Source organism: Nostoc sp., from assembly GCF_036917465.1.
Lineage (GTDB): Bacteria > Cyanobacteriota > Cyanobacteriia > Cyanobacteriales > Nostocaceae > Nostoc.
On sequence record NZ_JBALDL010000091.1, the window covers coordinates 252,915 to 270,846 of the forward strand.

Sequence of the window (17,932 nt, forward strand, 5' to 3'; positions counted from 1 at the left end):
TCATAAAAAAAGGACGAACCCGAAAAGTTCGCCCGTAACATAGTATTATGCTGTTGCTCAATCCAAACCCAAATCTAAATCTTCGCTTCTTCTCTCACCAACTTATCCCAACCCAAATCTTTCAAATTATTATTCCGACGCAACGGACGAGTCACCAACTCCAACAAGTCACGCGCATTTGTAAAGCCGTGAATTTGAGCAAAAGTGAACTCCACAGACCACTTTGTATTAATACCGCGTGCTTCCAACGGATTCGCGTGAGCCATACCAGTAATTACCAAATCTGGTTTCAACTCATAAATCCGTTGAAGTTGATTATAATTATCCGGCTTCTCTACAATCCTTGGCAGAGGTGAATTCATTTCTTGGCAAGTTTTCTCCAACAGCGCCAACTCAGCAGCTTGATAGCGCTTATCCATGTAGGGAATGCCGATTTCGTGAACTGTCATCCCACAACGGATTAAGAATCTTGCTTGGGAAACTTCCAGCAAGTTATCACCCATAAAGAATACAGACTTACCGCGAATCAGTTTCACATAATCTTCCAAACCTGCCCAAATTTGTGCTTCCCGTTCATCCAATCCCTTGGGAGTAATACCAAACACCGAGCAGATTTTCTCAATCCAAGCGCGAGTTCCATCGGGACCAATGGGGAAGGGTGCGCCAATGAGTTTACACTTGCGGCGACGCATTAAAGTTGTAGCAGTGCGACTGAGGAAGGGGTTGACACCAGCGACATAATACCCTTCTTCCAGTACTGGCAGTTCAGTGAAGCGCTTCGCGGGTAGCCAGCCGGAAACTTTGATGCCTTGTCTCTTCAGTTCCAAGGTTAACTGAGTAACTACGGGGTCGGGAAGAGAGCCAAAGAGAACCAAGGGTGGATGAACTACATACTCAGATTCATCTTGGGCGACATCTTCTTTCTTCTTACCGAAGTTTAGCAATTTAGCGATCGCATTCCGTTCAATTTTCTCTGTTTCCGCCACCGGAGCCTTATCAGGACAACGGTTAGCCATTGCAGCTAATACAGTGTCTTCGCCTTGGGTGAAGGCGTAATCTAGACCATTTGCCCGCGCTACAACAATGGGAATCCCAATTTCGGATTCTAGCTTCGGTGCTAAACCTTCCAAATCTGTTTTGATAATTTCGGTAGTGCAAGTACCAATCCAGACGATTACACTAGGATTGCGATCGCGTTTAATCTGTAAGCACAACCGCTTTAACTCATCATAATCATTCAGTTGTGCTGAAATATCGCCCTCTTCCAACTCTGCCATTGCATAGCGGGGTTCAGCAAAAATCATCACCCCCATCGCATTTTGCAGGAAGTAGCCACAAGTTTTTGTCCCAATCACCAAAAAGAAGCTATCTTCAATTTTTTGGTATAACCACGCCACGCAGCTAATTGGGCAAAAGGTATGGTAATTTCCAGTTTCACATTCAAAGCTTAAAGCTTCTGGTTGTTGAGCGACAGTCATTTTGGTTTTTTCTCCCCTTGATATTTAATGGCAATTCAACCAATTTCAGATTTTAGATTGATAATTTTGGATTGAAGGCTGGGACAACAAAAGTATCTGCTGTCTAACGACAATTTCCCTAACTCCTAATCCAAAACCGTTCGACTGAGCGTAGCCGAAGTCCCAAATCTAAAACTTAAAATTGCGAAGAACGGCAATAATTAAGCATTGGGGAAGAGACGGGCAATTTCTGATTCATCAAAAACGCCTGCTGGCAGTTCTTCCCCCAAAAAATCGTTATTTTCTTCAGCCTTTTGCAAAGCTGTTTCATCACCCCAGACATCTGATAACACGTCTTTAAACGCATTCTCGTCTAGTGGACTATCTTCAAGTGCCTCGTCTTCATCCAGCTTTACTTCGATTGCAGCTGTTGTATCGAAGGCAATTTCCCCAAACTCATCTGCTTCTAAACTAGAGATTTCGAGAGACTCATCCTTTGATGTGTGTCCGTTGGATAAGGAAATATCGCCAAAGTCATTTTCGGTTTCCTCCAACTCGCTGATTTCCAAACTTTGATCGTCGGAATCCAGGATTGCGAACTCTTGAACTACCACCTCCGCCCCAAAGCCATTGGTATAGCCATTGGTATGAGAATAATGTGTCAATGTTTCATCTTCAGGCTTTTCATCAACGATCGCTGCTGCTTCTTCTACGTATTTCTCTACATCTGGGTTGACAACGAAGCGATTACCGAGAGCGAAATCTGGGTCAAAATGCAAATCCAGCACCTCAATCAGCGTATCGGCATCAGGATTAAGTTTGGCAAAGGGCAACATTAACTGCGCTAGCTTTGGCTCTAGGGCGTTAAGAACTCCCAGGATGAGGTAAGAAGGTGGCCGCTTCCCGCCATCAGGGGTGTACACTGATTCCACTTTCATGTGCAGGGTAATCCAGTCTCGATTATTCTGGAAAAATTGCAACCACTTTTGCTTTATTGAATCCGTAAAACTGTGAAAGAAAGCCATATTATTGTCCCCCATCCTGAGAACTTGGTGATTTATACAATCATCAAGTCTAGTTCCTCTTGTGAATTAGGAACCTGGGGTTTACCCGGATTTAGATAAAAATCGGATAACAAAGAGAACAACTCCCGATCTGGTGTGTCATTAGGTACAACACCTTCAGGACGCGCTAGAATTTGGTCGGCGATGCTGAGATAGTAGTCGCAAACGTAGTCTAGGGAAGGATCTTGCTCTGCCATTTCAAACAAAGTTTTACCTTTCACACGGGAAACACGGATATCTTCAATCAAAGGTAAAACTTCCAAAACTGGCATTGGCACAGCTTCTATATATTTTTCAATCAAGTCGCGCTTGGAGGTGCGATTGCCAATCAACCCTGCTAAACGTAGTGGGTGAGTTCGAGCTTTTTCACGGACTGAAGCGGCGATCCGATTGGCAGCAAACAAAGCATCAAAGCCGTTGTCTGTAACAATCAGGCAGTAATCTGCATAGTTGAGTGGTGCTGCAAAACCACCACACACTACATCCCCCAGAACGTCAAAAAGAATTATATCGTATTCATCAAAGGCGTTGAGTTCTTTAAGTAATTTTACGGTTTCACCGACTACGTACCCACCGCACCCAGCACCAGCAGGTGGGCCACCTGCTTCTACGCAATCCACACCGCCGTAGCCTTTATAAATTACATCTTCTGGCCAGACATCTTCGTAGTGATAATCCTTTTCTTGGAGGGTGTCGATAATTGTGGGAATCAAAAACCCAGTCAGGGTGAAGGTGCTGTCATGTTTTGGATCGCAGCCAATTTGTAGCACTTTCTTGCCACGTTTAGCTAGGGCGACGGATATATTACAGCTAGTTGTGGATTTACCGATACCACCTTTTCCGTAGACTGCTAGTTTCACTGTTGTTTCCCTCTTATAGCTTCTTGTCAAACTTGTGGCTCAAACATTTGCCTTCACCTTTCCTGAGATGGCGATGCGTGAGGTCTGTTGATATCATTATTGGGCAAATTACATAGAAAGGAAAGCGGCTCTAAATTTGTAAAACGGTTTTATCCGATGAATTAGAACTTAATTATGGTTATTTTTGCTTTTATTTAGCTTAAAAGTCATATTTAGCGCTAAAAGTCATCGATAAAAAGTTTTTATTACTTTTTTTTATAAAAATAGTTACAAAAAACAAAAAGCTGAAATTGGCTTTTTTGAATGGTTTTCATAGAATTAGGTAATGTTAGTGCAAGCTGTTTTCAAGGTATTGGGGTGCAGCGATAAGGGTAGAGAGAGGTATATGCAGCCTGATGCTGGAAATACTAATGGAATTTGCGTTAGCGTAGCTCACCGAAGGTATCGCAGATAATCTGGCAGTTTTTAATCTGTAGAGAGAACCACTTAATTGCTGCTTGAGAGTGAATTAGTGTGATTTTGTAAAATATTATTAATTTGCTAAATATAGTGCTTCTGGGTTGAATTTAAATACAGACCTAACAAGAACAGCCCCTTCCCTTGTAGGGCTACGGTGTACACACATCTCTGTACAAACCCAAAATCGTTGCAGATCCCCCTAAATCCCCCGATAAATTGGGGGAATTTAAGAGACTTTTGCCCCCCTTTTTAAGGGGGGTTGAGGGGATCAAAAGGCTCTGGGGCAACTCTAGAAGACTTGTGTGTACACCGTAGCTACAAGGGAAGGGGAGTAAGATTCAAAGCTTCTATCCTAAAAAAGAGAGGAATGGAAGTGAGGTTAAAATCTTTTGGCTGTGGGGCTTATGGCAATTAGGACACCTCAGTTTTAATTTCCTGGATTTCCTGTAATGTTTGCCAGCCAGCTTGCCACTGGGAGTTATCTTGTAATAATTTGGCATTTATCCAGAAACGGACTTTAGGATCGCAAGCTGAAACCATTTCGGCATAAACCCACTTAGCCTGATTTTTCCGATTGACAACTTGGAAATGCCGCCAGCCATCAACTTTTTTCTGTGCCGTCCACTTAGAACCGACTAGGTAAGGAAATTTCTGTTTTTTAGTCATTTGTTATTTATTGTTGGGCATGGGGCATTGGGCATGGGGCATGGGGCATTGCTTATTTCTCCCTCATCCCCCTCACTGCTAAAATGTCACCAAATCTCCGTTACGGGTAAACTTCTGACAATGCAACTCACTATCTTGCTGGACGCATAGGGAAAACCATCTGATATGACTCCAGCAGGTGTTGATGTTGTTGGTAATTTTGCGCTTTTTCTTGGAAAGGCGTTGTCTGACGACTTCATTGGGGCAAAGAATTTCTAACGTACCCGTACCATCTTCGTAATTGACGATGCGAAATAGACAATCTTGCAGCATAGCACGGCTGCTGCTCTCGAAGAACCGCTTAAATCGCTCTAGCTTTTCCCCTTCAGTCATTTGGCTGATGGGTTTTATTTTCAATAAATCCTCATCCTCAAAGTTAAAGTCATCATCTTCAAAGTCGTCGGGGTCAATCATTTTCAGCATCCACTAGGCGACCTGGGATCATGGTAACTCTGTGTGAGGGTGGAAGAACTTTAAACGTCATGCTTGGTATATGCATTTAGATTTATGCTGAGGTTCAGCCAGCTTCGGCAATAACCTTTCCAATTTCTTGAAGGGTTGCACCTGTTGCCAGCATCCCCCGGATCAACAGTTCAATTGAAACTGAAGCATCACCATTCTCTGCCTTAGCAAGTAGCTACAACAGCTATTGACAGCAGTTTGTATCAGTGAAATGGTGGTTGTCTCATAGAACTGAATACTTTGGTTGAGGCTGAATTAAGAACAGCAACAGCCCGAATAGCCGCATAAAATGGTCAGGCCATTGTTGCTGACGGGGATGAAATAGAGAGACTTTTTCTTGGGTTTTAGGATCAGTACCTACTGTAAAATTATAGTGACGCTCATTACAGCGATGGCAAGCTAATGCTAAATTATCCAGTTCATCAGAACCACCCAAAGACTGCGGTATTATATGGTCAATGCTAAAACGGTCTGGACTTAAGTATTCTGGAGAGTGGCAGTATTCACAGAGATATTCAGACCGTTTTCTTACAAGTCTTCGAGTTTGTTCGGACACCATTTACTTTTCGCCGCCAATTGAGCGTTAATCAAGGTAAATATTCGCTCTAATTCGGAGATACCTACATATTCAGCTTCTTCTTCAAGAGGAAGCGCATCAGCTTTTTTCTTCTGCAACAGTTCTTCAAAGCGAGACTGTAACTCATCGGTAAATTTGAATAGATAAATGTCACCAAATTCGCTCATCCTGATACCAGAAGACATTAAAGATGAGGGTTGAATCATCAATTGAGTAGTCATTGTGTGTTCACAGTGCCTTTGGTTCTATTCTGCCTCAATTGGTATATATAAAGAATAACCTGCAAGGGCAGCGATCGCTCTCATATAGCTGATGCTAAATTGTTCTTTTTGCTGGTTAATATCCATATTGTGTTGTATGGTAAGACTTTATGTTCAAGCTGACGATCGCTCCAACACTTACCTGACTCGTTGCAATAAACAAGAATCGCATATAGGAAAATCGGAACTAGGGGAAAATACCACTTTTACAAGACGTGAACACCGATCTAGGCGATCGCTATCATGTTCTTACAATATCTATGTGAGAACAGAAATTTTCTTGACTTGGTGTTCTGGTGGTAGCCTCTGACAAGCTACCGCGCCTCAACGTTCCTGAAAAAGCCTATGCAACCTACTAATCCTAACCAATTTACAGAAAAAGCCTGGGAAGCGATCGCCCATACCCCCGATATTGTTAAACAATATCAACAACAGCAGATTGAAAGCGAACACCTGATGAAAGCGCTGCTAGAACAAGATGGTCTAGCAACTGGGATTCTCACCAAAGCGGGTGTTAACCTCCAAAAACTCCGCGATCGCACCGAACACTTTTTTCAACGTCAGCCGAAAGTATCGGGTAATAGTACCTCAGTATACTTGGGACGCAGCTTAGATACACTGCTAGATCGAGCAGACGTGTATCGCAAGGAGTTTCAAGACGAATATATTTCAATTGAACATTTATTGCTGGCTTACGCTAAAGATGACCGCTTTGGCAAAGCTTTATTTCAAGAATTCGGTTTAGACGAAGGCAAGCTAAAAGATATTATTAAACAAGTTCGGGGGAGCCAAAAAGTGACCGACCAAAATCCAGAAGGCAAATACGAAGCACTGGAAAAATACGGGCGTGACCTCACAAAAGCCGCTCATGAAGGTTTACTTGACCCAGTGATTGGGCGAGATGATGAGATTCGCCGCACTATCCAAATTCTCTCTCGTCGCACCAAGAATAATCCTGTGCTAATTGGTGAACCAGGTGTTGGTAAAACTGCGATCGCCGAAGGATTAGCACAGCGCATTATTGCAGGTGATGTACCCCAGTCACTCAAAGACTGCAAGTTGATTTCTTTAGATATGGGTGCTTTGATTGCGGGGGCAAAATTCCGGGGTGAATTTGAAGAACGCCTGAAAGCAGTATTAAAAGAAGTTACTGAATCTGGCGGCAAGATTATTTTATTTATTGATGAAATTCACACCGTTGTCGGCGCTGGTGCAACCCAAGGCGCGATGGATGCTAGTAACTTATTAAAACCCATGTTAGCGCGGGGCGAATTGCGCTGTATTGGGGCGACAACTCTGGATGAATACCGCAAACATATCGAAAAAGATGCTGCACTAGAAAGACGCTTCCAGCAAGTTTATGTCGATCAGCCTAGTGTAGAAGATACTATTTCGATTTTGCGTGGGTTGAGAGAACGCTATGAAACCCACCATAGTGTGACGATTTCTGATAGTGCTTTAGTTGCAGCAGCTATATTGTCCAGTCGGTATATTTCTGATCGCTTTTTACCTGACAAAGCTATCGACTTAGTAGACGAAGCGGCTGCTAAACTGAAAATGGAGATTACCTCCAAACCAGAAGAACTTGACGAAATCGACCGCAAGATTCTGCAATTGCAAATGGAGCAGTTGTCTCTGCAAAAAGAAAGCGATGCAGCTTCTCGTGAACGTCTAGATAGACTAGAAAAAGAAATTGCGGATTTCCAAGAAGAACAAAGAACGCTAAATATTCAATGGCAGTCTGAAAAAGGTATTATTGACAAAATCTCGTCGGTTAAAAAAGAGATCGAACGCGTTAACTTGGAGATTCAGCAAGCAGAACGTGACTACGAACTTGAAAAGGCTGCAAAGTTAAAATATGGTACATTAACCGATTTGCATCGTCAATTAGAAGCAGTAGAAGCTGAATTGGCAAGCGCTCAAAGAAGTGGTAAATCACTATTACGGGAAGAAGTTACAGAAGGTGATATTGCCGAAATTATTTCTAAATGGACAGGAATTCCGATCAGCAAGTTGGTGGAATCTGAGAAAGAGAAACTGCTGCATTTAGAAGATGAACTGCACCGCCGCGTGATTGGACAAGATGAAGCAGTCACAGCTGTAGCGGATGCAATTCAGCGATCGCGCGCTGGACTAGCCGATCCCAATCGTCCCATCGCTAGCTTTATTTTCCTTGGGCCTACGGGTGTGGGTAAAACCGAGTTGGCCAAAGCGCTGGCGGGGTTTATGTTCGATAGCGAAGAAGCGCTGGTGCGAATCGATATGTCTGAGTACATGGAGAAACACGCCGTCTCCCGTTTAATCGGTGCGCCTCCGGGATATGTGGGTTACGAAGAAGGCGGACAACTTACAGAAGCGATTCGCCGCCGTCCTTACTCTGTGATTCTCTTCGACGAAATTGAGAAAGCACACCCGGATGTATTCAATATATTCTTGCAAATTCTCGATGATGGTCGCGTCACTGATGCCCAAGGTCATAAGGTGGACTTTAAGAACGCTATTATCATCATGACTAGCAACATCGGTTCGCAATACATCCTTGATGTCGCTGGGGATAATGCCCACTACGATGAAATGCGTCGTCGGGTAATGGAAGCGATGCGAAACAGCTTCCGTCCAGAGTTCCTGAACCGGATTGACGAAATCATCATCTTCCACGGTTTGGATAAAAAGGAATTGCGGCAAATTGTGCTACTGCAAGTGGAAAGATTGCGGCAAAGATTGAGCGATCGCAAAATATCCCTCAAACTGTCAGATACTGCACTTGACTTTTTAGCGGAAGTAGGGTACGACCCCGTATATGGGGCGCGTCCACTGAAACGGGCGATTCAGCGCGAGTTAGAAACTCAAATTGCCAAAGCCATCTTGCGCGGTGAATTCAACAACGGCAACACCATCTTTGTGGATGTGCAAAATGAGCGTCTTTCTTTTAGTCGCTTACCTGCTGAGGTGTTTATTTAGCAGCTAATTAAATAATTCGTAATTCGTAATTATGTTTTGTAATGGGGATTTCAACCCCAATCGCATTACAATCAACCCATAGGGGATGGGCACTTGACCCCTTTATTGGTTAAATATCATTCAAAACCTGACGCAAAGACGCTAAGTTACACGAGAGCGCCTTTGCGTTTTTGATTAAACTCATTTTCATCCAAACATTATTCAGACAAATTTTAAAGTTTAAGTCCAACGGCAGGATGTTGCCCATCTCTGTGAAAAAATCGCTCTCCAACTTCAGCTTTCACGTTCGGCTGAATCGTCATACACTGATTTTGAACTAATGAAAACGGTTGCACTTATAGTAACGATGAACGAAAGTAAGATCCCAGAGATCCTGGAAACCTATGAGGCAGAACTGCTGTCGGAGTGGATTCAGGAGTTAGCCACTATCAATATTCGCAGAGGCTTGATTAAAGAAGCCGAGCTAAAGGAAGAGTGCCGGGAATTCCTTAGCTTGTTTCGCATTACCGTTGGACAGGGCAAGTTGAGCAATATTCAGGCAGAGGTGTGGGAGGAAATGCGGGAGATCCTGACTAGCATTTCTCGATCGCTATCCAGGCTTGAATCAAAAACATCCCAGCCTGATTGCAGGTGTGCTATACCGAGATTTTAACCGAGAGCGTGACGATGTGACGGTGTTAGTGGCGAAAGGAAGGGGAAATAATAATTCGTAATTCGTAATTCGTAATTAAAGATTTAAGCTTTAAAAAAAGTGCAATTTTGAACTGGAGCGTTCGCGCAGCGTCTCCGAAGGAGAAGGGACTTGACAATCATTTTGGCAATCGCCATCCATTACGAACAGGATGTTGTGCAAGCTCGGCAACGAACTCGTGAGATCGCCGAGCAATTGGGTTTTGATACTCAAGATCAGGCACGATTGGCAACGGCAGTTTCCGAAATTGCCCGCAACGCCTTTCAGTATGCCAGAGGGGGAACGGTGGAATTTTGTGTGGCAGGAGAGCCACAGGCGTTTCTGATTCGGATTCAGGATCGGGGTGCAGGTATTCCTCATCTGGCAGACGTTTTGGCAGGACGTTACACCTCTGATACCGGAATCGGATTAGGTATTATGGGCAGCCACAAGCTGATGGATCTCTTTGAGATCGAATCGCTGCCGGGAGAGGGAACAACGGTGCTGATGAGCAAAAGGTTGTCGAAGCGCACACCGAGTTTTACCGATTCGCAATTGCAGCAGATTCGAGAAACCATGATGGAGCGATCGCCCCAAAATCCCTATGAAGAGATCCAGCGACAAAACCAGGAATTATTGCGGGCAATGGCAAAGCTACGCAAGCGCGAGGAAGAACTGATCCATCTCAACCAAGAACTAGAAGATACCAATCGTGGTGTGGTTGCTCTCTACGCAGAACTGGATGAGAAGGCAGACTCTCTACAAAAGGCAAACGAGCTAAAAACCCGCTTTCTCTCGAACATGAGCCATGAGTTTCGCACACCGCTTAACTCGATTTTGTCACTATCTCGGATGCTACTGGCACGCATGGATGGCGATTTGACCACCGAGCAAGAAAAGCAGGTGACATTCATCCAAAAGGCGGCAAGCGGGTTATCAGAACTAGTTAACGACTTACTAGATTTGGCAAAGGTGGAAGCTGGAAAAACTGAAGTGCGTCCCAGTTCCTTTGAAGTCAGTGACTTGTTTGCCACGCTGCGAGGAATGCTGCGCCCATTATTGGTTCAAGGCTCCTCTGTGGCGCTGATTGTCGACGAACCTGACGGCATTTTGCAGATATATAGCGATGAGGGCAAAGTCGCGCAAATTCTGAGAAACTTTATCTCAAATGCGCTCAAATTTACTGAGCAGGGAGAGGTGCGTGTAACTGCTGTGCAAATGGGTCATACCGTGACCTTCTCCGTGTCCGATACGGGTATCGGTATAGCTCCAGCCGATGTGGAACGCATTTTTGAGGATTTTGTCCAAATTGAGTCTTCTCTGCAAAAGCAGGTGAAAGGAACCGGGTTAGGATTGCCGTTATCGCGCAAGTTAACAGAGCTACTCGGCGGCAGTATTTCAGTTACAAGTAAACTGGGTCAAGGCTCCACCTTTACAGCATCGATTCCGATGGTCTACCCTTATGCAACTGAATTTCCCACCCAACTGCAACCGATTGCATCACTTGAGCCAACTCGCCTGCCGATTCTGGCGATTGAAGATCATCCAGAAACGCTATTTATTTACGAAAAGCACCTTCAGGAGTCAACTTATCAATTAATTGCCACCCGGACTTTAGCTCAGGCAAGGCTTGTCTTACAACAAATTCAACCGGTGGCAATTATGCTAAATATTATGCTAGAAGGGCAAAACGGCTGGACGTTCTTGCGAGAAATCAAAGGAGATGAAACGACCTGTAAGATCCCTGTACTCGTTATTACCATCATTGACAACGAGAAGCAAGCACTAGCGCTAGGAGCCAACGGTTTTCTAATTAAGCCGGTAGACAGATTGCAGTTGTTGAACAAACTTAATACGCTAATTAATCAGAACAAGCCTCAAAAAATCTTGTTAATTGACGATGACCCCGCCTATCGGTATTTGGTGAAACAGTTGTTAATAAATACACAATTGAGTATCTTAGAAGCCATGAACGGATGGGAAGGATTAAATTTAGCACAACGGGAGCAACCGACCGCAATCGTGCTTGACTTGGAGATGCCAGGGTTGAGCGGTTTTGATGTCCTCAAGGAGCTTAAGAGCAATTCTGTCACTGAGTCGATTCCGACGATTATCTACTCCTCTGCACAACTGGATGCAGAAACGCACAGCCAATTAGCAAAAAAAAGCATCGCCATTCTTTCCAAAGAAACAGGTTCTCAAACGGCAGCGATGGGCTACGCCCCGCCTTTGGCGAACGCCCAACTTCAAGATGCGCTGATCAAAGCCGGACTTGTTCTAGATGCTTGCGGGCAAAGTCATGTCTGAGCCACGGGTTATCATCCTGCATGTTGACGATAACGAAGCCAATCGTTATGTTGTGAACCGGATTTTGCAAAATGCAGGCTTTACCGTCGTGGAAGCGGCAACCGGAGCAGCAGGATTAAAGGCCGCTACTGAACATCAGCCTACTCTGGTGATTTTGGATGTCAAATTACCAGATATTAGCGGCTTTGAAGTCTGTCGCCAAATTAAGGCAAATCCTGAAACTGCTTTTATTCTCGTGCTACACCTTTCTGCAAGTTTTATTCTCAGCCAGGATAAAGCAGAAGGCTTAGACAGTGGTGCCGATGCTTATCTAGCGCAACCTGTTGAACCCATTGAATTGCTGGCTACGGTGCGATCGCTGTTGCGAATTCGCCGAGCGGAAGAAGCTGCTCTATCCTCAGCACGGGAGTGGCAAACCACCTTTGACTCGATCAAAGACAGCGTATGTTTGGTAGACAGGGAAGGGGTAATTCTGCGCTGCAATCGAGCAATGATGCAGCTTTTTTCCAAGCCCGCCCAGGAAATATTAGGTTGTGTTCACCATGAGTTGATGGGCGCAGAATTGGGAGTTGGTGATGGTGCTTGCTTTCGCCGTGCTAAAGAAACTCACCAACGGCAAATTCTAGAATTTCAGTCCACAGAACGGTGGTTTGCCAAAACCATCGACCCGGTATTTGATCGATATGGGAATCTCACAGGTGCCGTTTTCATCCTCTCCGATATCACCGAACGGAAGCGATCATCAGCCTTGCTGCAAGAGCAGAACGAACACCTCAATCGGCTGATGCTTTCTTTGCAACAACAAACTGAACAAGCCCAACAAGCTAATCGGATTAAAGATGAGTTTTTGGCAGTGTTGTCTCATGAATTGCGATCGCCCCTGAATCCGATTTTGGGATGGGCAAAAATTTTGCAAACGCGCCAGCAGGATGCAGCCAAAACTCAGTATGCACTCGAAACGATCGAGCGCAACGCTAAACTACAAGCGCAACTAATTGAAGACTTGCTCGATGTATCGCGCATTCTCCAAGGCAAGTTGAGTTTGAATACAGTTCCAGTCAGTCTAACTTTTACCATCAAAGCTGCCCTGGAAACCGTGCGGCTTGCTGCTGAAGCTAAATCCATTCAGATTCAAACAATATTTGAACCGAACGTTGGGCAAGTGTTGGGTGATTCTGGTCGCCTGCAACAAGTTGTTTGGAATCTACTTTCTAACGCGATTAAATTTACCTCACAGGGTGGTCGAGTAGAGGTGCGGTTAGAAAGGATCAAGGATGAACTAGAGACTCATCCTTTGGAATACACTCAAATCACTGTCAGCGACACTGGCATGGGGATCTCTGGTGAATTTCTGCCTTATGTCTTTGACTACTTTCGCCAAGCTGATGGGACAACAACTCGAAGATTTGGAGGATTGGGATTAGGGTTAGCGATCGTGCGTCATTTGGTGGAACTGCATGGAGGAACAGTTCAGGCAACAAGCTTTGGAGAAGGGCAAGGAGCAACTTTTTCAGCCAAGTTTCCACCAATCGCTGCGGTAAAACTGAATCAAGATGATACTGCGTCTCGTAATCTCTCAGACTTCGATTTGAATGGATTGCAAGTGCTGCTTGTAGATGATGACAAAGATTCGCGGGAGTTAATTGCCTTCCTGCTAGAACAGTACGGGGCGCAAGTGAATCAAGCCCAATCAGCACATGAAGCTCTGAGCAGTTTGGGGCAAGCAAAATTTGATTTGCTAATCAGTGATATTGGGATGCCCGACATGGATGGCTATACACTAATTCGTCAAATTAGAAAGCAGTCACCCGATCGCGGCGGCGGAATTCCGGCGATCGCCCTCACTGCTTATGCAGGAGAGATCGATCGACAACTTGCACTAGCAGCCGGATTTCAACACCATATTTCTAAACCAATTGAGCCAGAGGTACTAATGCAGGCTATTTTAACTATAGTCGGGGTATAGCAACGATTGGAAAAAATCCTGTCATAGCTATATCTGCCTCAACTTGACACAAGCGATCGCCAATAACAATAAAAATAATACCATTTTGGATTTTTGATGGATTGTAAATTCCCTTTTCTGCCTGGGTTATATTAATCCATCTGTTGTAATCATTTTTCAAATTTGTATAAGCAATAAAGACGCTTCCTATAAAGAAGAAAGCGTCTTTGCAGGAACTAAAATATCGAACCTAGTCGCTGCAAAAACTCAAACCGAAATTCTAAAATAGTTTTTGCCAATGACATTTTTATTACTTAGTCTTACAAATCACTTGTCGCATTTTACGCATATTTGCAGGTAACTCAAAGTTCATTGCTTGTTGAATAAAAATTGATGGAATCGGAATCAGAGGTGTAGCTTGCACAGTATAAGCAAGCAACGTGCCATTACCGCAATCTTGGAGTTCTAAATTGGCGTTAAAATCCTCAAAAGTCCCTTTTTCCATGCGGAATTGGATTTGTTGCCCCAGCACCTCTACAACGCTGAGGTAAATTTCGACTTGAGCCGTGAAAAAGAAAAAGGCTTTTTGTGCTGCTTGATACAGGCGTTTAACTTCGCCTTTGTGTGATATCTCGCTTTTGGTGATATCAGGAAAATATTGCACCCACCGGGGATAATCGGTTAATTGCTGCCAAACTTGCGATCGCACCATCGGCAAATACATCCAAGCTGTGACAGCGCCACCACAGCTTTTGTGCGATCGCGTTTCTACCAAGATTTCACCCTGTACCAGCAACTTTTGCTTATCTTGACTCCAAGCCATATCTGAACCTGCAATAATTGAGTCTGAGATATAAGACGCAGACATAATCATTTTTGTTACTCCTCAACTCATCCACCTAAATAAAGTTGAAACTACAAGCTATAAAACTTGATTAAGCTCTAACTCATTAAATTTTAGTTCCAGTGTAATACCTATCCTTTCCGGCAAGGGTTAGTTATTGGTAATTATTTCAGTTACTTTACGTAAAAGCTGTAGTTCTTATCACAATTAACACAATTGGCACTTAAGCCGATTTAATAATAGAAATATTTATAAATCAAAAACTAAGTTCTTAATCGCTAGAATGGCACAAACACGAACTAACATCAAGCACCTTACCCAAAAATTTGGCTTGCATTTCTTGATTTTTGCGTGTTAATTCTGATGAAACTCTAACTTCATCGTAACTTCATATTTTAATTGTCAATATCAAGTGTAATGTCTGTTGAGTTGAGAGGAAAATTAAGTGAGTCAATCTTCTTTAAATCGTAGATTAATCCAGATTTTTGGTATGCTTCTCGGCGTTAGCGTAGCTATCTGGGTACTGAGAGGTTTTGCTATTCTCACTTTTATTCCAGGTGGAATAATTTTGCTACTGCTACTAGGAGCGATCGCGATCGGGTTGATCAGTTACGCCCAAAGAACTTGGTGGCGTTTGTAATCTGATTTCTCATAATCTGGAAAATTTTCTCCAAGGGTATACCTGTACTCTCGTTTAAGAATTGTAGCGTGGCTATTATTACTCACCCCTAGAAGTATTTAATAGGGAAGCGATACCAACAATTTACTAAGGGAAAGGAACATGGCAAAGTATAGATGTACCGTTTGCGGCTATGAATACGACCCAGAAGCAGGCGATCCAGATAGCGATATAGCACCAGGAACACCCTTTGAAAATATACCAGATGATTGGGTCTGTCCGACTTGTGGAGCCACAAAAGATCAATTTGAACTAGTTGAATAGTGAAGATAACGGCTAGCCTAGTAAAGTACTTGCTATTGAGAAATTTTAGAACTTGCTACCGTCACGAATTGTAGTTATTGGGGGTGGGGCTGCGGGATTTTTTGGCGCGATCGCTTGTGCTAAAGCCAATCCTGATGCCCAAGTTACTTTACTCGAAGCCAGTCGTCAACCACTGGCGAAAGTCCTAATTTCTGGTGGTGGACGCTGCAATGTTACTCACGCTTGCTTTGAGCCGGAGGAGTTAGTCCAAAATTACCCCAGAGGTGCAAAAGCTTTGCGGGGTGCTTTGACTCATTTTGGCCCTCAAGATACAGCAGCTTGGTTTGCTGCTAGTGGAGTCTATCTCAAAACTGAAGCTGATGGCCGGATGTTTCCTGTCACCAATACTTCAGAAACTATTGTGGAATGTCTAATTAAAGCGGTGGCGAAATCTGGGGTAAAACTCCGTATCGGTACACATGTAACTTCGGTGAGAACCTCAGCAGATGGGGGGTTTGAGATTCTTTTAAAGTTGGGAGAGACGATTAAATGCGATCGCTTACTTCTTGCTACCGGTAGCAGCATTGTCGGTTATAAAATTGTCCAAGAGTTAGGACATCAAATTGAACCGCCAGTCCCCTCATTATTTACCTTCAACATTCTCGATCAAAAGTTGCGGGAGTTAGCTGGAGTTAGCATTAACCCTGTTCAATTACGGTTATCTGCGGGCGGAAAATCCCAATTACAACAAACTGGGCCATTGTTAATTACCCACTGGGGTTTGAGTGGCCCGGCTGTTTTGAAGCTTTCTGCTTGGGGTGCGAGAGTTCTGCACGAAAGCCGCTATCAAGCCAAATTATCGATTAATTGGCTGCCCCTGATGCCACAAGAACAAGTGCGAGAAAAAGTTTTAGCAGTTAAGGATGAATGGGGAAAAAAAGCGATCGCATTACATCGCGGCGTTGATTTACCCCATCGTCTCTGGCAATATATCATTGCCCGTGCAGGGATCGCTACGGATGACCGTTGGGCAGAAATATCTAGTAAAAGCTTAAATCAACTGGTGCAGGAACTTACTCAGGGACAATATTTAATAAATGGCAAAGGAGCCTTCAAAGAAGAATTTGTTACCTGTGGTGGCGTTAAGCTCAAAGAAGTCAACTTCAAGACGATGGAAAGTAGGTTAATTCCTGGTCTTTATTTTGCTGGAGAAATCTTAGATATTGATGGCGTTACCGGTGGCTTTAACTTCCAAAGTGCTTGGACAACTGGGTATTTAGCAGGGGTAGCAATGGCGAATAGCGACTAGTACAAAGCGGCAAAAATAAAGCTACCATCCTTTGTAGATCAATTTTGAACACATTCAACAATGAAATTCAGCGAAATCCTCCGCCAATTTGGTGATGCCGTCACTAATCATAGCCTGACTAGCAACCCAGACCATGACCCAGAAATTACAGGAGTAGCAGCCATTGATGAAGCTACAACTGGTACTCTCAGTTACGTAGAAGGGGCAAAATTTGGGTCTTTTGTCAGTAATACCAATGCTACTGCTTTAATTTTGCCCAAAGACGAAAAATTACAGGTAGTCGCACAAGAAAGGGGTATTGTCTGGATAGCAACCCCAGATCCGCGACTGTTCTTTGCCAAAGCGATCGCACTTTTTTACCAACCATATCGCCCCATCCCAGAAATTCATCCCACTGCTGTGATTCACTCCACTGCAAAAGTTGGTAGTGATGTTTATATTGGCCCCCATGCTGTGATTCAGCAAGGCGTAGAAATTGGCGATGGTGCAATTATTCATCCCAATGTGGTGATTTATCCAGATGCTAAAATTGGCGATCGCACCACCTTACACGCCAACTGTACCATCCACGAACGCACCCGCATCGGTGCAGATTGCGTAATTCACAGTGGTGCTGTCATTGGTGCAGAAGGTTTTGGTTTTGTTCCTACCCAGACTGGTTGGTTCAAAATGGAACAATCTGGCTATACAGTTTTAGAAGATGGCGTAGAAGTTGGCTGCAACAGTGGTATTGACCGTCCATCCGTCGGAGAAACACGGGTAGGTCGCAATACAGTAATTGATAGCTTAGTGCAAATAGGTCACGGTTGCAAAATTGGTTCTGGCTGTGCGATCGCAGGCCAGGTTGGTATGGCGGGAGGTGTTCAACTAGGAAATCGTGTGATTTTAGCTGGACAAACAGGAATAGTTAATCAAGTCAAGATAGGAGATGGAGCAATGACATCTGCTCAAAGTGGAATTCACAATGATGTTGCACCAGGAGAAGTTGTCTGCGGAACTCCAGCGCTTCCTTACAAACTATATCTCAAGGTATGTGCTGTTTATGGTCGCCTGCCAGATATGTATCAATCACTAAAACAATTGCAACGTAAATCTAAAAATAGCAATGATTAATCAATAAAATTTGGAAA

Annotated in this window: 17 protein-coding genes; 9 read left to right on the plus strand and 8 right to left on the minus strand. The window is 43.9% G+C overall.

Going from position 1 to position 17,932, the window contains the following annotated elements; translation table 11 throughout:
• Positions 1 to 74: 74 nt before the first annotated feature.
• From V7K38_RS24885 to V7K38_RS24915, 7 genes are all read right to left on the minus strand, one after another.
• Positions 75 to 1,478, minus strand: a complete 1,404-nt coding sequence (locus V7K38_RS24885; protein ID WP_334861638.1) for a ferredoxin:protochlorophyllide reductase (ATP-dependent) subunit N — start codon at positions 1,476 to 1,478, stop codon at positions 75 to 77.
• A 200-nt stretch (positions 1,479 to 1,678) separates the two neighbouring features.
• Complete coding sequence (locus V7K38_RS24890; RefSeq protein WP_334861640.1) at positions 1,679 to 2,482, minus strand: DUF5331 domain-containing protein; 804 nt, start codon at positions 2,480 to 2,482, stop codon at positions 1,679 to 1,681.
• A 32-nt stretch (positions 2,483 to 2,514) separates the two neighbouring features.
• A complete protein-coding gene (gene bchL, locus V7K38_RS24895) occupies positions 2,515 to 3,381 on the minus strand; it encodes a ferredoxin:protochlorophyllide reductase (ATP-dependent) iron-sulfur ATP-binding protein (protein WP_334861642.1) in 867 nt (288 codons plus the stop codon).
• Between the two features lie 870 nt (positions 3,382 to 4,251).
• Positions 4,252 to 4,506 carry a TIGR02450 family Trp-rich protein gene (locus V7K38_RS24900; protein WP_334861644.1) on the minus strand — a complete coding sequence of 85 codons (255 nt, stop codon included), beginning with the start codon at positions 4,504 to 4,506 and terminating at the stop codon, positions 4,252 to 4,254.
• A 78-nt stretch (positions 4,507 to 4,584) separates the two neighbouring features.
• Positions 4,585 to 4,968, minus strand: coding sequence for a hypothetical protein (locus V7K38_RS24905; protein WP_334861646.1), 384 nt, complete (start codon positions 4,966 to 4,968; stop codon positions 4,585 to 4,587).
• A 262-nt stretch (positions 4,969 to 5,230) separates the two neighbouring features.
• Positions 5,231 to 5,566, minus strand: coding sequence for an HNH endonuclease (locus V7K38_RS24910; protein WP_334861648.1), 336 nt, complete (start codon positions 5,564 to 5,566; stop codon positions 5,231 to 5,233).
• The gene (locus tag V7K38_RS24915; RefSeq protein WP_334861650.1) at positions 5,536 to 5,805 is read right to left on the minus strand and encodes a hypothetical protein; all 270 of its coding nucleotides are present in this window, start codon (positions 5,803 to 5,805) and stop codon (positions 5,536 to 5,538) included. Before V7K38_RS24915 ends, V7K38_RS24910 begins: the two co-directional genes overlap by 31 nt.
• Positions 5,806 to 5,941: 136 nt before the next feature.
• Between V7K38_RS24915 and V7K38_RS24920 the strand changes: the two genes are divergently transcribed.
• From V7K38_RS24920 to V7K38_RS24940, 5 genes are all read left to right on the plus strand, one after another.
• Positions 5,942 to 6,154, plus strand: coding sequence for a hypothetical protein (locus tag V7K38_RS24920; protein WP_334861652.1), 213 nt, complete (start codon positions 5,942 to 5,944; stop codon positions 6,152 to 6,154).
• Between the two features lie 35 nt (positions 6,155 to 6,189).
• Entirely contained in the window at positions 6,190 to 8,805 is a 2,616-nt protein-coding gene (gene clpB, locus V7K38_RS24925) for an ATP-dependent chaperone ClpB (protein ID WP_334861654.1), read from the plus strand.
• 346 nt (positions 8,806 to 9,151) lie between these two features.
• Positions 9,152 to 9,457 carry an RsbRD N-terminal domain-containing protein gene (locus tag V7K38_RS24930; protein WP_334861656.1) on the plus strand — a complete coding sequence of 102 codons (306 nt, stop codon included), beginning with the start codon at positions 9,152 to 9,154 and terminating at the stop codon, positions 9,455 to 9,457.
• Between the two features lie 150 nt (positions 9,458 to 9,607).
• Positions 9,608 to 11,782 carry an ATP-binding protein gene (locus V7K38_RS24935; protein WP_334861658.1) on the plus strand — a complete coding sequence of 725 codons (2,175 nt, stop codon included), beginning with the start codon at positions 9,608 to 9,610 and terminating at the stop codon, positions 11,780 to 11,782.
• On the plus strand, positions 11,775 to 13,748 hold the full coding sequence (locus V7K38_RS24940; RefSeq protein WP_334861660.1) for a hybrid sensor histidine kinase/response regulator: 1,974 nt from the start codon (positions 11,775 to 11,777) through the stop codon (positions 13,746 to 13,748). Before V7K38_RS24935 ends, V7K38_RS24940 begins: the two co-directional genes overlap by 8 nt.
• Before the next feature lie 289 nt (positions 13,749 to 14,037).
• On the opposite strand, the gene V7K38_RS24945 is transcribed toward V7K38_RS24940, so the two are convergent.
• Entirely contained in the window at positions 14,038 to 14,595 is a 558-nt protein-coding gene (locus V7K38_RS24945) for an SRPBCC family protein (RefSeq protein WP_334861781.1), read from the minus strand.
• A 421-nt stretch (positions 14,596 to 15,016) separates the two neighbouring features.
• On the opposite strand from V7K38_RS24945, the gene V7K38_RS24950 reads away from it, so the two are divergent.
• The 4 genes from V7K38_RS24950 to lpxD all read left to right on the plus strand — a co-directional run bounded on the left by V7K38_RS24950 (position 15,017) and on the right by lpxD (position 17,915).
• Positions 15,017 to 15,211, plus strand: a complete 195-nt coding sequence (locus V7K38_RS24950; protein ID WP_334861662.1) for a hypothetical protein — start codon at positions 15,017 to 15,019, stop codon at positions 15,209 to 15,211.
• Between the two features lie 141 nt (positions 15,212 to 15,352).
• Positions 15,353 to 15,514 carry a rubredoxin gene (rd, locus tag V7K38_RS24955; RefSeq protein WP_334861664.1) on the plus strand — a complete coding sequence of 54 codons (162 nt, stop codon included), beginning with the start codon at positions 15,353 to 15,355 and terminating at the stop codon, positions 15,512 to 15,514.
• Between the two features lie 52 nt (positions 15,515 to 15,566).
• Positions 15,567 to 16,802 carry an NAD(P)/FAD-dependent oxidoreductase gene (locus tag V7K38_RS24960; protein ID WP_334861666.1) on the plus strand — a complete coding sequence of 412 codons (1,236 nt, stop codon included), beginning with the start codon at positions 15,567 to 15,569 and terminating at the stop codon, positions 16,800 to 16,802.
• Between the two features lie 60 nt (positions 16,803 to 16,862).
• Entirely contained in the window at positions 16,863 to 17,915 is a 1,053-nt protein-coding gene (lpxD, locus tag V7K38_RS24965; RefSeq protein ID WP_334861668.1) for a UDP-3-O-(3-hydroxymyristoyl)glucosamine N-acyltransferase, read from the plus strand.
• Positions 17,916 to 17,932: the final 17 nt, after the last annotated feature.